Source organism: Ruegeria sp. AK11 (assembly GCF_056541095.1).
This window is the reverse complement of sequence record NZ_JBQFXU010000004.1, coordinates 59924-75478: the sequence shown is the minus strand read 5'-3', so window position 1 is coordinate 75478 and position 15555 is coordinate 59924. Positions and strand designations below refer to the sequence as shown.

Sequence of the window (15555 nt, the reverse complement as noted above, 5' to 3'; positions counted from 1 at the left end):
ATTGGCGTCTGGGCCACAGGCGTAAAAATAGTGCCGACGTTGTGACAATTCGTGTTGCCAAACTTCTGGGTCTTGGTCCCCATACAGGTTCAGGCGACAGAGTATTGCGTATTTATGACGGCACCAAAACCGAACCCCGTAGAATCCGATCTTGCCCTTCCCAAATCTGTTGATGTTGTCGTTGTTGGCGGCGGCATAATCGGCGTTTCAACCGCGCTGGAACTGGCTGAACGCGGCGCTTCCGTCCTTTTGTGCGAAAAGGGGCAGATTGCAGCTGAACAAAGCTCGCGCAATTGGGGGTGGGTGCGTTTGGGCATGCGTGACCCCCGCGAAATTCCCCTGATGCAAGAGGCGTTGCGGATCTGGCAGACCCTTGATGCCCGCCTGGATGGCAATACCGGCTATGCGCAATCCGGCATTCTTTTCGGCGCGTCCGGCAAGCGGGGAGAAGTCAACCTGAAGCGTTGGATGTGCCATGTGGAAGGATTGCAGGCCGGGGCAAAAATGGTGTCGGGACGCGAGTTGGCAGAGTTGTTGCACGGGCACGAAACCGGCCTGACATCTGCTCTGTACATGCCGCAGGACGGGCGGGCTGAACCGCAATGGGCCGCCCCGGCCATTGCCGAAGCCGCACGTCGTCTAGGTGCTGTGATCATGACAGGCTGCGCTGTGCGAAGTGTGGACATTCAGGATGGGCGTATTGCTGGTGTATTCACCGAACGCGGCAAGGTCGCCTGCGGGCGCGTGGTTTTGGCGGGGGGTGCGTGGTCGCGTCTGTTTGCGGGTAATGCAGGTATCAACCTGCCGCAGCTTAAGGTTCTGAACACAGTTCTGCGGACCTCTCCGGTGAAAGATGGGCCCGAAACTGCGCTATGGTCGGATGATTTTGCGATCCGAAAGCGCGCAGATGGCGGGCACACCATCGCGTCGGGACATCAGAACACGGTCGATATCGTGCCAGACAGTTTCCGGCTGGGGTTGCAGTTTCGTTTTGCCTTTGCGCAGGAATGGAAATCCCTGCGTTTTCGCTGGTCAAAACAGTGGGCTATCGAGGCCCGTCAGAACAGAAAATGGTTGCCGACCGACGTGACCCCGTTCGAGCTGTGCCGGGTTTTGGATCCTGAACCTTCGCAGAAGTTTTTGCGACAAGCCTGGGCCAGTGCACGAAAAGGGTTCCCTGCCTTGCAGGACAGTGAAATCGTCCAAAGTTGGGCGGGTATGATTGATGTTACCCCCGACGCCATTCCCGTAATCTCGGGCGTGGATGACATGCCGGGTATGTATATCGCCACGGGCTTTTCCGGCCACGGCTTTGGCATCGGGCCCGGCGCCGGCCGCCTGACGGCTGACCTTGTCACTGATTCAACCCCTTGTGTGGATCCGACCGCGTTCCGCCTGTCTCGGTTCACCGACGGCTCAAAGGTGCGACCGGATCCGGGTTACTAGGGGCTTAGCCCATCATCTGATAGCTGACCGGAACAAAGCGGAAGCCCTCGCCTCGTGTCTCGACAAAGCCCGCGGCAGGGAAGGGCATGTGATAGCCGACCATCGGCACCTTGTCGGCTGCCAGCATGCCAAGAACATTACGGCGCGCGGCTGTCGCGGCGGCCTTGTCCATGTCAAACCGAACCTCCCATTCCGGATGGGCAAAGGACCACACGTAATGGTTGGCCAAATCCGCTGTCAGCAGAAGGCGCTGTCCGTTGCTCTCCAGATGATAGACCGTATGGCCCGGAGTATGGCCGTGGGCCGCAACCGCAGTTATGCCCGACGCCACTTGCTCTCCATCACCGATAAAGCTCATCTTCTCGGCCAGCGGCGTGACTTTTGCGGCCACAAGATCACCGACATTGTTTCCGGCCTCTTGCGCGGACCAGAAATCGTATTCCGTTGCCGAGGTCACATAGCGTGCGTTGGAAAAGGTCGGTGCGCCATCCGTTGTCATGCCGCCAATATGGTCTGGATGCATATGGGTCAGCACGACAACGTCGATCTGATCCGGGCTGACACCTGCATCGGCCAAAGCGGCCTGAATGCCACCCTGCCCCAGACCGGTGTCGAACAACACCAGTTCCGATCCGGTGTTGACCAGTGAGGGGGTGAAGAAGAACTGGGCGGTGTCGGCGGGAATAAAGTTCTCTGCCGAAACCTTTGCGAAGTCTTCATCAGACGCGCCACCGCCAAAGATATCCTTGGCGCCGTCGCGCGGCAGGCTGCCATCCAGCAGGGTCGTGACGGTAAAGTCGCCGACCTTGAAGGATTTGGCGATGGTCGAGTTGGCCTTGGCGTCAGAGCCTGCGGCCAAAACCGGCGCTGCTGCCGTGGCAAACGGCAAGGCGGCAGCAGTTCCCAAGGCGGCACGGCGCGTAAGTTTGATTGTCATTATCGTTCTCCCTGTCAGAACACCTTTAGAAAAACTAGAACGTTGTGAGATTCTGACCAGATGTTACGACATCCACGTAGGGTGCATGGATGAACAATACGTGTTAATTTTTGTTCATGTCGCGATCGCAGAACAAAACCGTTCCAACGGATCAAAGCGTAGAAGATTTCCTTAATTCGGTCCAATCAGAACGTCGGGCCGAGGAGGCGCGCGCTCTGGATGAACTGTTTCGGGCCACCACCGGGTTTGATCCGGTCATGTGGGGCCCGTCGATGATAGGGTATGGCCGTTATCACTATCGCTACGCCTCGGGCCGGGAGGGCGAATTTCTTGCAACCGGATTTTCCCCGCGCAAGTCGGCGCTGGTGATCTATATCATGCCGGGTTACGCGGATTTTGGCGGCATTCTTGCCCGGTTGGGCAAGCACAAGCTGGGAAAGTCCTGCCTGTATGTGAACACGCTGGCGGATATCGACATGCAGGTTCTGTCGGAACTCATCCGCGCCGGGTTGGACGACCTTGGCAGGATATGGCCCGTGGAACCGCGTTGAATCACCTGAGGGATCAAGCGGCGGCTGGACAAAAACGCGCCCATGTGACAAGAGCCGCGCCAACAGGAGACACCCATGACAACCACCCGTTTCGCCCCGTCGCCCACCGGTTACATCCATGTGGGCAACCTGCGCACCGCCCTGATGAACTATCTGATCGCCCGCAAGGCGGGCGGTACGTTCATCCTGCGCATCGATGACACCGACCCCGAACGCTCGAAAGAGGAATATGTCGATGCCATCAAACAGGATCTTGAATGGCTGGGTTTGCACTGGGATCGTGTCGAGCGTCAATCCGAGCGTTTGGACCGCTACGCCGAAGCGGCTGACAAGTTGCGCGCGATGGGGCGGTTCTATGAAGCGTTTGAGACGCCGACCGAGCTGGACCTGAAGCGCAAGAAACAGCTGAACATGGGCAAGCCGCCGGTTTATGGCCGCGCCGCGCTGAACCTGTCGGATGCCGAGAAGGATGCCTTGCGCGCGGAACGTGGCAACGGTGTCTGGCGTTTCAAGCTGGATCACGAACGGATCGAGTGGACCGACGGAATTCTGGGCGACATTTCGATCGATGCGGCCTCGGTCTCTGATCCGGTGCTGATCCGTGGTGATGGACAGGTACTTTATACGATTGCGTCGGTGGTGGATGACACCGAAATGGGCGTGACTGATGTCGTGCGCGGCTCGGACCACGTGACAAACACTGCGACCCAGATTCAGATCATCAAGGCACTGGGTGGGGATTGCCCGCGCTTTGCGCATCACTCGCTGCTGACCGGCCCGCAGGGCGAAGCTCTGTCGAAACGCCTGGGTACGCTGGCCCTGCGCGATCTGCGCGAACAGGGCGTGCAACCGATGGCACTGCTGAGCCTTATGGCGCGTCTGGGTTCGTCCGATCCGGTCGAACTGCGCTCGGAAATGGCCGAGTTGATCGACGGCTTTGACGTGAGCCGGTTTGGTGCCGCGCCGACCAAGTTCGACGTGCAGGACCTGTTCCCGCTGACCGCCAAACACCTGCAATCTCTGCCGCTGGCGAATGTAGCCGATGCTGTCGCGGATGCCGGGGTGCCTGCTGAGTTAGCCGAGCCGTTCTGGGCCATGGCGCGGGAAAACATTACCACTTTAGCCGACCTTAAAGGGTGGTGGGACCTTTGCCGTGATGGTGCCGAGCCGTTGGTTGCGGAAGAAGATCGCGAATTCATCGCTAAAGCCATGTCGCTGCTGCCCGAAGGCCCGTTTGATGGCGACACCTGGGGAGCCTGGACCAATGCCGTGAAAGAGGCAACAGGGCGCAAGGGGAAAGGTCTGTTCATGCCGCTGCGCAAGGCGTTGACCGGTGCCGAGCGTGGCCCTGAAATGGCTGCGTTGCTGCCACTGTTGCAGGTGATCCGCGCGCGCGGGTAAATCGATACTATTCCAGCAAAAAGGGTCGTGCACAGGCGCGGCCCATATTTATTCCGGCTGTTCAATCCGGGCCGACAATCTGATCAGTCGATCATCAACGAAGTCACGTTCGGCTGGTTTCAGTTGTTGATGTCGTGGGTAACGGGGCTCGGCCCGGTCGTTCAGGATCGGGGCATCCCAGCCGCTGGTTGTTGCGAAGAACCGGTCTGCCCCTTCCTCTCCAAATGCCCGTAGATAGCCTTGCACGACAACGTCGATATAACTGAGCAACAAGGGATGGCGGTTGCTGGGCTTGTTGTGCCGACCTTGCGGGACGGCGTAGACCGCAATTTCAACTTCATGTGTCAGCGGATGTGAAACCGACCGGGTTGCCGGAATTCGGTCATAGGCCCATTCCCGTTCATCCAGCGCAGCCCAGTCGTTCTTGGGGACATGCGCGATCATGCCTTCGATCTCAGACTCCGGGTCCGGGACAGCCGTCAGGAACGCGACCGGGCGCAGATCAGTGTGTCGCCATGCACGTTTCCAACCCTTAAGCTTTGCCGGGCGGGGGTCGGGAAAATCATGGGTGGCGAGGTTCACAAGGCTTCCATAACCAAAGAAATACGGGTCGGCCATTGGAACGGCTTCCTTTTGATCGATTGATGTATGTCAAACCGCTTTTTTCCGCGACATGCAATAAGGCTTCATCTTGTTTTCAGGGAGGCCCTCATGCGGATTACCAAACGGACGAATATCGCTGTGCGCCTGTTGATGTATTGTGCTGCACACCCGGACCGGCTGGTCACCAAAGCCGAGATTGCCGAAGTCTGCAACATCTCGGAAAACCATCTGGCTCAGGTGATCAACCAGTTAAGCCAGTTGAATTACCTGAGCACTCAGCGCGGCCGCAACGGCGGTATGTCGTTGGCACGTCCAGCAAGCCAAATCCGGATCGGCGCGGTGTTCAGGCACGTAGAAGGGGCCTTGCCCATCGCCGAGTGTTTTGCGGATGCGGATAACACCTGTCCTTTGACCGATGCCTGTAGGCTGCGGCTGGCGTTGCAGGATGCGGCGGAAGTTTTTTATGCATCTCTGGACGAAGTGTCGTTGGATGCGCTGGTTTGTGACAACGACCCGTTGCTGAAGCTGTTGCAGCCCGTGGCCTGCATACGCTGATCTTAGTCGCTGGCCCGCAAAATTCGGGCTGGCCGGGCAGAGAGAGGGCGCAGTGCGAAGGCAAATCCTGCGCAGAGCGTGACGCCGACACCGGCCAGAACAATGCCAATGGCCGAAGACCAGATCACGGTAAAACCTGTGTCGAAGATATAGGTGGCCACAGCCCAGCCGCCCAGGATGCCAACCAGCAAGGCGACGCAACCCGCCGCGGCACCCAGCAGGACCGAGCGCAGTCCAAAACTGCGCAGGATGCGGCCACGGTCAGCCCCCAGCGTCTTGAGGATTGCCGCCTCGTATCTGCGAGCGGGTTCACCGGCGGCTGCCGCACCGATCAGAACCAGAAATCCGGTCAACAAAGACACGCCCGCGCCATACGAGGTAGCAGCGGCGATCCCTGCCAATAGGCCCGAAACACGGTCAATGGCGTCGCGCACACGGATGGCCGTGATGTTGGGGAACTGGCCCGCAAGATCTCGCAGAATAGCGGCCTCGGCCTGTTCTTCTGCATATACCGTCGCAATAAAGCTATGTGGTGCGCCCGCCAGCGCCGACGGGTTCATCGACATGACAAAACCCATACCCGCTGTGGAAAAATCCACCTCTCGGGTTGAGGTCAGCTCTGCGGTGATATCCCGCCCCAGGATGTTGACAGTTATCTGATCGCCGAGTTTCAGACCCATCTCTTCGGCTTCTTCGGCTGCAAAGCTGATCTGTGGTGCGCCAGAATAATCCTCGGCCCACCATTCCCCCGCTGTCACCCGTGCATTTGCCGGGGGTCGGGCTGAATAGGTGACGCCGCGATCTCCCTCCAGTACCCAATGATCTCCGGCTGCCTCGCGCGCGGGGCGGCCGTTTATCTGAGTGATGATCCCTCGCAGCATTGGTGCGCTTTCAATGCGGCTGACAGCAGGATCGGTTTGCAGCCGTTCGGTAAAACCGGGCATCTGGTCTTTTTGAATATCGACAAAGAAGTATGAAGGCGCCACTTCCGGCAGATTGCCGGAGATCGCATTGCGCAGCGTTCCGTCAATCTGCCCAACCGCCGCCAGCACTGACAAACCCAGGCCAAGCGACAAAACCACCGACCCCGCGCCTTCACGCGGATCAGAGATGGCGGACAAGGCCCATCGCAGGGCAGGGCGGCCCCGCGCCAAAGGTGTTCCGGCCCGTGCCAGTTTGCGAATGGCATAGGCGGCGAGCGCCAGCAGGATCAGTGCGCCCGCTAGTCCGCCACTGGTCCACAGGGTTAGGCGAGTTGATCCGCTGAACCAGGACGCAATCGCGATCAGGGACGCCAATCCAATCCCGGTTGCCACGACGTAAACCGCGCGTGGGATGGGACGAGCTGCGCTCAGCGCATCGCGAAACAGGGTTGCGGCGCGCACATCTTCGGTTCTGGCCAGCGGCCAGAGCGTGAACAGAAACGCTGTCAGCAAGCCATAAAGTGCGGCCTCGATCAGTGGTTGCGGATAGAGCGAGAACACCGCCGGAACCGGCAACCGGTATTCCAGCAGCGGCGCCAGCAAAAGCGGAGCCACCCCGCCCAGCACCAGCCCAATTACAATGCCGGTCAGGGACAGCATTCCGATCTGAATCAGGTAAGTTTGAAAAATGGTAGCGCGATCCGCCCCCAATGTCCGCAATGTCGCAATGGTTTCTGTTTTCTGGCTCAGATAGGCCCGCACGGCGGCGGACACACCGATGCCACCGACGGCAAGCCCCGACAACCCGACAAGGACCAGAAAGGCACTCAGGCGGTTGACGAATTCCGATATGCCCGGCGCGCCGTTACGCGCGTCGCTCCAGCGCATCCCCGAGCCTTCAAGCGCCGCGCTGGCACGTGCGGCCACCTCCGACAGGTTCGCGTCTTGGGGCAAGGTCAGCCGGTACCTGGTCGAAAAAAGCGTTCCGGGCTCCAGCAGGCCAGATGCCTGCAACGCTTCGGTACGCACCATTGTACGAGGCCCCAAGGCAAAACCAGCCGCGGCGCTGTCGGGTTCATTCCGAAGTGCGGCCATCAGAATGAACTCTTGCGTGCCTAGCGCGAAGTGATCACCGACCGACAAACCAAGCCGGTCGATCAGAACGGGTTCCATAACGGCACCGGGTAATCCGGACCTGCCGTTCAGGGCGTCGTCCAGCGTGATGCCCGGCTCCAGCTTGACCGATCCGACCAGCGGATAAGCCTTATCCACGGACTTGACCTGGGTCAGAGCACGCTCCGGCCCGGTGTCGCGGGGTACAACCGCCATCGAGCGGAAATCGACAATCTCAGACACCTGCTCGGATGCCTGTTGCATCCAGAGGCGCTCGGCCTCAGTGGCAAAACGATAAGTGAACTCAAGCTCGGCATCGCCGCCCAACAGTGATGCCCCTTCGCGGGTCAGCCCGGTCTGAATCGCCTGACGCACCGATCCGACGGCTGCGATGGCCGCGACGCCCAAGGCCAGACAAGCCAGAAAGATGCGAAACCCGCGCAGGCCCCCGCGCAGCTCTCGACGGGCCAGCCGCGCGGCGAGCCGAAGGCTCATTCTGCGGCCTCCTGCCGGGTCTCGTCGGCAATCCTGCCGTCGCGCAGCCGGATCACACGGTCACATCGTTCAGCCAGCGAACGGCTGTGCGTTACAAGAACCAGCGTCGCATCATATTTGCGCCGAAGCCCGAACAGCAGATCGACAATCGCGGCACCGTTTGTTTCGTCCAGATTCCCGGTCGGTTCATCCGCCAGCAAGATCTTGGGGCGTGGTGCCGATGCGCGCGCCAGGGCAACTCGTTGCTGCTCGCCACCCGACAACTGTGCTGGGTAATGATCGCGGCGATGCGATAACCCCACGGCATTCAGTTCAGTTTCGGCCCGGTGAAACGCATCTTTGTGCCCTGCCAGTTCCAGCGGTGTCGCCACGTTTTCCAACGCGGTCATCGTTGGGATCAGGTGGAAATTCTGAAACACCACGCCCATGTTGTCGCGCCGAAACCGCGCCAGGGCGTCCTCGTCCATGCTTGTCAAATTCTGATCCAAGGCCAAGATTTGACCGCTTGTTGCCTGTTCCAACCCACCCATCAGCATCAACAGCGACGATTTTCCCGACCCCGATGGCCCGATCAGCCCCAGCGTTTCCCCCCTGTTCACGGTCAACGTAATGTCATGCAAAATATCGACCCGCCCGGCATTGCCATCCAGCGATAAAGCGGCATTCTGAAGAGCGAGAACAGCAGGCGTCATGGGTCTTCCCGATAAAGGAGCGGTTTTTGGGATATGGAGTGATCACCGTATTGCGCAAGGTTTTGATGGCAAGTCCATTTGTTTTCTGCGGTTTTGCGGCCACAGCCGAACAGGTGGCGATTGCAGCCCTTGGGGATTCGCTGACGCAAGGCTACGGGCTGGTGGAGGAGAACGGGTTTGTTCCCCAGCTTGACCGTTGGTTGCAGGCGCAGGGCGCAGATGTCCGGGTTATCAACGCCGGTGTCTCGGGCGATACAACGGCGGGTGGTGCCGCACGGGTGCAATGGACCCTGACACCGGATGTGGACGGAATGATCGTTGCCTTAGGCGGGAATGACGTGTTGCGCGGGATCGATCCTGCTGTTTCGCAAGCCAATCTGCGCAAGATCCTTGAGGTTGCACGCGATGCGAAGGTTCCTGTCTTGTTGATCGGAATGCAGGCGCCGGGCAACTACGGTGCTGAATACAAGCGGGCATTCGATGGCATGTACCCTGCGCTGGCGCAGGAGTTTGAAGTCCTGTTTTTCAGCAGTTTCTTCGAGGGGCTTGCAGCGGAGGGCGACCCCGCGGCCGTATCGCACTTCATGCAATCGGACGGCATTCATCCAAATGCGGCAGGGGTGGCGAAGATCGTCGACGCAATGGGTCCGTCCGTGCTGCAACTCGTGACGCAGGCGGGCGGGGAAGGTTAGCCATCCCCGTGATAGCGATCAGACGACCGTAACAACCGTTCCGATGGGGACCCGGTTATACAGATCGATGACATGTTCATTCAGCATCCGAATACACCCGTTTGACACCGCCCTGCCTATGGTTTGTGGCTGTGTCGTGCCGTGGATTCGGAAATAGGTATCGACACCGTTCTGGAACAAATACATCGCGCGCGCGCCGAGAGGGTTATCCCCACCTCCCGGCTGGACATAGTCATTGTCCTTGAATTTTGCGTAGGCCACCGGATCGCGTTGGATCATCTCTTGGGTCGGGCGCCAGGTCGGCCATTCCTTCTTCACATCGATGGTAGCGGTGCCGGTGAATTCCAGACCTGCCTTGCCGACGCCGCAGCCATAGCGGATCGCTTTGCGTGGTTCGGTGACATAGTAAAGATAGAATGAACGGGGGGCGACCAGCAGCTGCCCGGGCAGAAACTGCTTTTTGATGCGCACGAATTGCGGTGTCGGATCATACTCGACCGCTTTCTTTGCACTGGCGATGCCTGGCAGCAGCGTGGCCGCTGTTCCGGCCAGAAAAACTCGGCGTGTAAACATCGAAACCCTCATCAATTGACCAATGAAACCTAAGAGCCAGTTTCATCATGATATGTTATTTGGTCAATTCTGGGGCAAGCATCACGCATCCGTGATGTGATCAAACAGCCACCGAAACGGCAGCGGTTGAACAAAAGGATGAGGGGTTTCCCTCATCCTTTCAATAGCTTATGCAAGCTGGATGTTGTCGGCGCTTTCGCGGCCGTCACGACCCGAACGCAGTTCGTACGTGACTTTCTGGTTGTCGGCCAGACCGGTCAGGCCCGAGCGTTCGACGGACGAGATGTGGACGAAGATGTCCTTGCCGCCATCTTCGGGCGCGATAAAGCCGTAGCCTTTGGTGGTGTTGAACCATTTTACGGTGCCTGCTGGCATATCCGTGTCTCCTGTTTGGTGCTGCCCACGGAGTTGCGGCAGCCTGGCGTCGTAGGTCTGGATCGATAGACTGAGCGCCGTAGAAGGAGACAGTAGGTCGAAATAGAAAAACGTTAGCACCTTGCATATGGCATTGAGGTAAGCCTGTGGCAAGAGTGGTTTGTACGGATTGTACAGGGGCCAGAGGGCAGAAAGCCCAATATGTACAAGAATCCGCTGATGGGTTTCAGGCTGATTTGGCGGTGTTTGACAGCGTCCCGAGCGCTCTGACCACCCTGTCTGTTGATACGCGCGACGGCGGTGAAAAACCCGGACCCACACTTTCCCGGTCAGCCATGCGGAGCGGTCACCACGGGCCACGCCTGCGCGGGAGAGTGACACTTTTTCGTTGCAGGCACGTGTTCAGAACCAGTGTTGTTCTGACCCATTGAGCGGGGGGTCTTCTCACAACTGACGGTTATTATTCATTAATCACTATGTTTGGAAAATCTGCGATCCGGTGCTATACTTTCAGGCAGCCGTGGGGGCGGATATGAAAGTTGTCTGTACGATAACCTTGTTGTGCTGGGCCGGAGCCGCGCAGGCCCTGACTGTTCCATATGGGACAGAGGGTTCGAAGCCGGGCGCGCGTGAAGGCGGGTTCAAATTCGACAACATGTTCGAAGTTGAACACGAGTTGAAGACACCTGTCTTTGCGAAAGAGAAGCCGCGCCGTAAGGAAAGACGTCGTCGTCTTGTCGAGCTAGGAGGACCCAAGCGTTTGCCCGAGATTCTGGCTGAACGGACGGAGGTCGTGGAGGACTCCGGGCCCGAGTTCTGCGAGCTGTGGTGCAATGAGCCAGGGTCCGAAGAAACGCCGGTGGACGTGAACGTCTCGGCCGTGCCGCTTCCGGCCAGTTGGCTGCTGCTGGTTGGGGCGCTGACGGGGCTGTTTGGTTTTGGACGGCTGCGTGGCAACCGATCCGGGTAAGCGCTGCACCTGCAATCATCCTTGAATGCTGTGATATGGGACACCGAAAGTTGGTGGGACTGCCGACCTGCGGCAATGGCCTGCAAAGGCGTGTTTGTTAACCACTTGGTAGTCATACCTGCGCCACCTTGCGCGCATGAGTGATTATCACCGCGCCCGCATTCCCAGAGCCAGATATTTCTTTACGGTTTCGCTGGCCGACCGGTCGTCAGACCTGTTGATCCGCGAGGTCGCACATCTGCGCGCGGCTTTTGCCGAAGCGCAGCGGGAGCGTCCGTTTTGGTGTGATGCGTTTGTGGTGTTGCCCGATCACCTGCACGCGGTGTGGTCCTTGCCGCCGGGGGATGCGGATTATTCCACGCGGTGGGGTGCGATCAAAGCTCGGTTTACCATGCGCGTGAACAAGGCAAACCGTAGGCCGGGCTTCAGCCCGGCACCGATACCGACAGTTCTGCCCGTTGTGACCTTTGGCAGATATGCCGGGCTGAAGCCCGGCCTACGGGCCAACAAACGCGAAGCGCCCGTTTGGCAGCGTCGGTTTTGGGAACATACCATTCGTGACGAACGGGATTTTCGCAATCATATGGCGTATTGTTGGGGGAATCCGGTCAAACACGGGTTGGTAGAGCATTCAACCGATTGGCCGTATTCGTCGATCCATCGCGATATCCGTGCGGGCCGGGTTGATCCGGAATGGAGCGGCGGTGTGACGGACGGCGCATTCGGAGAGCCGTGATACAAAGAACACCCCCCGTAGGCCGGGCTTCAGCCCGGCATCCACCATTCCCCTTGAGGCGATTGAAGGGTTTTGAGGCCATTCATCGGCGTATGTTGGTAAAAGTGTGGGTGTTTCGAGGGGTGCCGGGCTGAAGCCCGGCCTACCAGTTGGCGTGAGGGGAGCGAGCACTTAACTTACGCTTGCTAAGCTTGTTTGGATTTGTCGGTTCTCAGTAAAGTTTGGTCTCCCCAATAGGTAACCTTGGCTACTGAGCCTACTTCCAATTCGAACCAGCAGTCGGTGTATTCCGCGCCAGGAACGCTGAACGCACATCCATGCAACTGCAGCAATTCTCCATTTGTTTTGACAATTTCCACGATCCAATCTTCGGTTCGGCTGTCATCCGCGAAAAGCAGCTTGTTGGGCGAAAGAGGTCGAAGTGTCAACGAATATTCGTATTCGCCTATGACGAAATCAATCGTTCTCTCGCCGTCCAGAAAGGGGACGTCTTCAGGTATTCTTTCCCAAGTTCTTGACAAAGTTTACCGCGCAAACTTCTTATGCTTCAACCGCTTGGGCTCCAGCGCGTCCGGCCCCAACCGCCGCTTCTTATCCTCTTCGTAATCCTCGAAGTTGCCCTCGAACCATTCCACATGGGCATCGCCCTCGAAGGCCAGAATATGCGTGCAAATCCGGTCGAGGAAGAAGCGGTCGTGTGAGATGACGACGGCGCAGCCAGCAAAATCGACCAGCGCGTCTTCCAGTGCGCGCAGGGTTTCGACGTCGAGGTCGTTGGTGGGTTCGTCAAGCAGCAGGACGTTGCCGCCCTCTTTCAGCAGGCGGGCCATGTGGACGCGGTTGCGCTCACCGCCAGATAGCAACGAGACCTTTTTCTGCTGGTCGCCGCCCTTGAAGTTGAAGGACGAGCAATAGGCGCGGGAATTGACCTGCGCGTCGCCCAGTTGGATGATCTCGGCGCCGCCGGTGATAGCCTCCCACACGGTGTCGTTGTCTTTCAGGTCGTCGCGGGACTGGTCGACATAAGACAGCTCGACCGTGTCGCCCAGCGTGATGGTGCCGCTGTCGGGCTGTTCCTGACCGGTGAGCATCTTGAACAGCGTCGATTTACCGGCACCGTTGGGGCCGATGACGCCGACGATGCCGCCGGGGGGCAGGGCGAAGTCCAGCCCTTCGATCAGTTGCTTGTCGCCCATGTGTTTCGACAGGCCCTCGACCTCGATCACCTTGCCGCCAAGGCGCTGGCCGTTGGGGATGACGATCTGGGCGCGGGTCAGCTTTTCACGTTCGGACTGTTCGGCCAGCTCGTTATAGGCGTTGATCCGGGCCTTGGATTTGGCCTGACGGGCCTTCTGGCCCTGACGCATCCATTCCAGTTCGCGCTGCAGGGTTTTCTGCTTGGACTTGTCCTCGCGGGCTTCCTGCTCCAGCCGTTTGGCCTTTTGTTCCAGCCATGCGGAATAGTTGCCTTCGTACGGAATGCCGCGGCCGCGGTCGAGTTCGAGGATCCAGCCGGTGATATCATCCAGGAAGTAACGGTCGTGGGTGACGATCAGGATGGTACCCTTGTAGTCGATCAGGTGCTGTTGCAGCCATGCGATGGTCTCGGCGTCCAGGTGGTTGGTCGGTTCATCCAGGAGCAGCATGTCGGGCGCTTCGAGCAGCAGCTTGCAGAGCGCCACGCGGCGTTTTTCACCGCCCGAAAGGTTGGCGATGTTGGCGTCGTCCGGCGGGCAGCGCAGTGCCTCCATCGACACGTCGATCTGGCTGTCGAGGTCCCAGAGGTTTTCCGCGTCGATGGCGTCCTGCAGGGTGGTCATTTCCTCCATCAGCTCGTCCGAGTAATTCTCGGCGATCTCCATGGCGATCTCGTTGAAGCGGTCGACCTTGGCCTTTTTCGCGGCCACGCCCAGCATCACGTTTTCGCGGACGGTGAGCGATTCATCCAGCTGCGGTTCCTGCGGCAGATAGCCGACCTTGGCGCCCTCAGCCGCCCAAGCTTCGCCAGTGAAGTCGGTGTCGAGGCCGGCCATGATCTTCATCAGCGTCGATTTACCGGCGCCGTTGACGCCGACAACACCGATTTTCACGCCGGGCAGAAAGCTGAGGTGGATGTTTTCAAAGCACTTCTTGCCACCGGGATAGGTCTTGGAGACACCCTGCATGTGGTAGACATATTGATAGGCGGCCATGTCGCGTCCTCTGGGTCGGGAATTTGGGTTGAAACGCTGGATATCCGAGCGGGGCGGGCGGGGCAAGCTGGTGGTTTTGTGAATTTCGTCCCGTATCTGCATGGGCTAGGTTTGTCGGGCTGTATGAGGGGCATGAAGTAGTGGAACTGGCGGAACTGATATCAGGCTGGGCGCAGCCAGGACGTGTCGAATGGATAGGCGTCCGGCCCGAGCGGCGGGTTGGGGTGGAGGTGGTGAGGGAGGCGGTGGTCTCGGCCGATGGGCTGGAAGGCGACCGGGGCCATGCGGGCAAGCGGGCGGTTTCTTTGATCCAGCAGGAGCATCTGGCGGCGATTGGGTCTTATCTGGGGCAGGGACCCGTGGCCCCGGAAACCCTGCGGCGCAATCTGGTGGTTTCGGGGATCAATCTTGCCGCGCTCAAGGGGCGCGAGGTGCAGGTGGGTGAGGCCGTTTTGCGCTTTACCGTGATCTGTGCGCCGTGCAGCCGGATGGAAGAGGCGCTGGGCAAGGGCGGCTATTCTGCCGTGCGGGGGCATGGGGGATGGTGCGCCGAAGTTGTCAGGCCGGGGCGGGTTGCGCTGGGCGACGCCGTGCAACCGATTGATTGACAACGCGGCCCGGTTCTGAACATCAGCAGGGTATGGAGCGATACGACATCCCATACGCGCGGCCCGGGCAGGTCGTTGGGCTGTTCGGCGGGTCATTCGATCCGCCGCATCGGGGCCATGTGCATGTAACGCGTGAGGCGATGAAGGCCTTTGGGCTGGATCGGGTGTGGTGGCTGGTGTCACCCGGCAATCCGTTGAAAGAGCGGGGGCCTGCGCCGATTGCGCGGCGGATGGCGGCGGCGCGTCAGGTGATGCAGCATCCGAAGGTGGATGTGACGGATATCGAGGCGCTGGTCGGCACGCGGGCGACGGCGGACACTCTGACAGCGCTCAGACGGCTTTACCCGCAGGTGCGGTTTGTCTGGCTGATGGGCGCGGATAATCTGGCGCAGTTTCATCGCTGGAAAGACTGGCGGCTGATCATGGACACTGTGCCGGTGGGCGTGGTGGCGCGGCCGGGCGAGCGGATCTCGGCCCGGATGTCGCCTGCGGCGCGGGTTTATGCGAAGTACCGGATCGACGGGCAGGCGCGGCATCTTCTGGGGCAGGCACAGGCCCCGGCGTGGTGTTTCGTGAACGTGCCGATGATCGATGTCAGTTCGACCGATCTTCGGACGCGCGGGGAATGGGGCGCGGAAGTGTTGCCGGAATAGCCCCAACGGGCGCATAATCTAACACAGTGGTTGTGTGCTT

16 protein-coding genes are annotated in these 15555 nt (G+C 59.4%); 9 read left to right on the top strand and 7 right to left on the bottom strand.

From position 1 onward, the window contains the following. Positions 1-114: 114 nt before the first annotated feature. On the top strand, positions 115-1446 hold the full coding sequence (locus tag ACR0D9_RS12060; protein ID WP_480538953.1) for an NAD(P)/FAD-dependent oxidoreductase: 1332 nt from the start codon (positions 115-117) through the stop codon (positions 1444-1446). A 4-nt stretch (positions 1447-1450) separates the two neighbouring features. Here ACR0D9_RS12060 and ACR0D9_RS12055 read toward each other — a convergent pair whose 3' ends face one another. Continuing rightward, a complete protein-coding gene (locus ACR0D9_RS12055; protein WP_480483251.1) occupies positions 1451-2383 on the bottom strand; it encodes an MBL fold metallo-hydrolase in 933 nt (310 codons plus the stop codon). A gap of 116 nt (positions 2384-2499) precedes the next feature. Here ACR0D9_RS12055 and ACR0D9_RS12050 point away from each other — a divergent pair, with 116 nt between their 5' ends. Next, positions 2500-2934, top strand: coding sequence for a DUF1801 domain-containing protein (locus ACR0D9_RS12050; RefSeq protein WP_480483253.1), 435 nt, complete (start codon positions 2500-2502; stop codon positions 2932-2934). Positions 2935-3009: 75 nt separating this feature from the next. Then, complete coding sequence (gltX, locus tag ACR0D9_RS12045; protein ID WP_480538951.1) at positions 3010-4335, top strand: glutamate--tRNA ligase; 1326 nt, start codon at positions 3010-3012, stop codon at positions 4333-4335. Between the two features lie 48 nt (positions 4336-4383). Here gltX and ACR0D9_RS12040 read toward each other — a convergent pair whose 3' ends face one another. Then, positions 4384-4953 (bottom strand): gamma-glutamylcyclotransferase family protein, encoded by a 570-nt coding sequence (locus ACR0D9_RS12040; RefSeq protein WP_480538949.1) that lies wholly within the window; start codon positions 4951-4953, stop codon positions 4384-4386. A 93-nt stretch (positions 4954-5046) separates the two neighbouring features. On the opposite strand from ACR0D9_RS12040, the gene ACR0D9_RS12035 reads away from it, so the two are divergent. Further along, positions 5047-5493, top strand: a complete 447-nt coding sequence (locus ACR0D9_RS12035; RefSeq protein WP_209598591.1) for an RrF2 family transcriptional regulator — start codon at positions 5047-5049, stop codon at positions 5491-5493. Between the two features lie 2 nt (positions 5494-5495). Here ACR0D9_RS12035 and ACR0D9_RS12030 read toward each other — a convergent pair whose 3' ends face one another. Both ACR0D9_RS12030 and ACR0D9_RS12025 read right to left on the bottom strand, forming a co-directional pair. Beyond that, on the bottom strand, positions 5496-8024 hold the full coding sequence (locus tag ACR0D9_RS12030) for an ABC transporter permease (RefSeq protein WP_480538947.1): 2529 nt from the start codon (positions 8022-8024) through the stop codon (positions 5496-5498). Then, entirely contained in the window at positions 8021-8716 is a 696-nt protein-coding gene (locus ACR0D9_RS12025; RefSeq protein WP_480506777.1) for an ABC transporter ATP-binding protein, read from the bottom strand. The genes ACR0D9_RS12030 and ACR0D9_RS12025 overlap by 4 nt, the downstream gene beginning before the upstream one ends. Before the next feature lie 65 nt (positions 8717-8781). Between ACR0D9_RS12025 and ACR0D9_RS12020 the strand changes: the two genes are divergently transcribed. Then, positions 8782-9408: an arylesterase gene (locus ACR0D9_RS12020; RefSeq protein ID WP_480483262.1), complete on the top strand. Its 627-nt coding sequence runs from the start codon at positions 8782-8784 to the stop codon at positions 9406-9408. 18 nt (positions 9409-9426) lie between these two features. On the opposite strand, the gene ACR0D9_RS12015 is transcribed toward ACR0D9_RS12020, so the two are convergent. Both ACR0D9_RS12015 and ACR0D9_RS12010 read right to left on the bottom strand, forming a co-directional pair. Then, positions 9427-9981, bottom strand: a complete 555-nt coding sequence (locus ACR0D9_RS12015; RefSeq protein ID WP_209506382.1) for a L,D-transpeptidase — start codon at positions 9979-9981, stop codon at positions 9427-9429. A 168-nt stretch (positions 9982-10149) separates the two neighbouring features. Next, on the bottom strand, positions 10150-10356 hold the full coding sequence (locus ACR0D9_RS12010) for a cold-shock protein (RefSeq protein WP_209506380.1): 207 nt from the start codon (positions 10354-10356) through the stop codon (positions 10150-10152). Positions 10357-10888: 532 nt separating this feature from the next. Between ACR0D9_RS12010 and ACR0D9_RS12005 the strand changes: the two genes are divergently transcribed. Next, entirely contained in the window at positions 10889-11326 is a 438-nt protein-coding gene (locus ACR0D9_RS12005; protein WP_480538945.1) for a hypothetical protein, read from the top strand. 136 nt (positions 11327-11462) lie between these two features. Further along, positions 11463-12062: an REP-associated tyrosine transposase gene (locus ACR0D9_RS12000; RefSeq protein WP_480538943.1), complete on the top strand. Its 600-nt coding sequence runs from the start codon at positions 11463-11465 to the stop codon at positions 12060-12062. A gap of 524 nt (positions 12063-12586) precedes the next feature. On the opposite strand, the gene ettA is transcribed toward ACR0D9_RS12000, so the two are convergent. Continuing rightward, on the bottom strand, positions 12587-14254 hold the full coding sequence (ettA, locus tag ACR0D9_RS11995) for an energy-dependent translational throttle protein EttA (RefSeq protein WP_010442471.1): 1668 nt from the start codon (positions 14252-14254) through the stop codon (positions 12587-12589). A gap of 140 nt (positions 14255-14394) precedes the next feature. On the opposite strand from ettA, the gene ACR0D9_RS11990 reads away from it, so the two are divergent. Continuing rightward, on the top strand, positions 14395-14862 hold the full coding sequence (locus ACR0D9_RS11990; protein WP_348540357.1) for an MOSC domain-containing protein: 468 nt from the start codon (positions 14395-14397) through the stop codon (positions 14860-14862). A gap of 32 nt (positions 14863-14894) precedes the next feature. Further along, complete coding sequence (locus ACR0D9_RS11985; RefSeq protein WP_480483271.1) at positions 14895-15515, top strand: nicotinate-nucleotide adenylyltransferase; 621 nt, start codon at positions 14895-14897, stop codon at positions 15513-15515. The last annotated feature ends 40 nt before the right edge of the window (positions 15516-15555 follow it).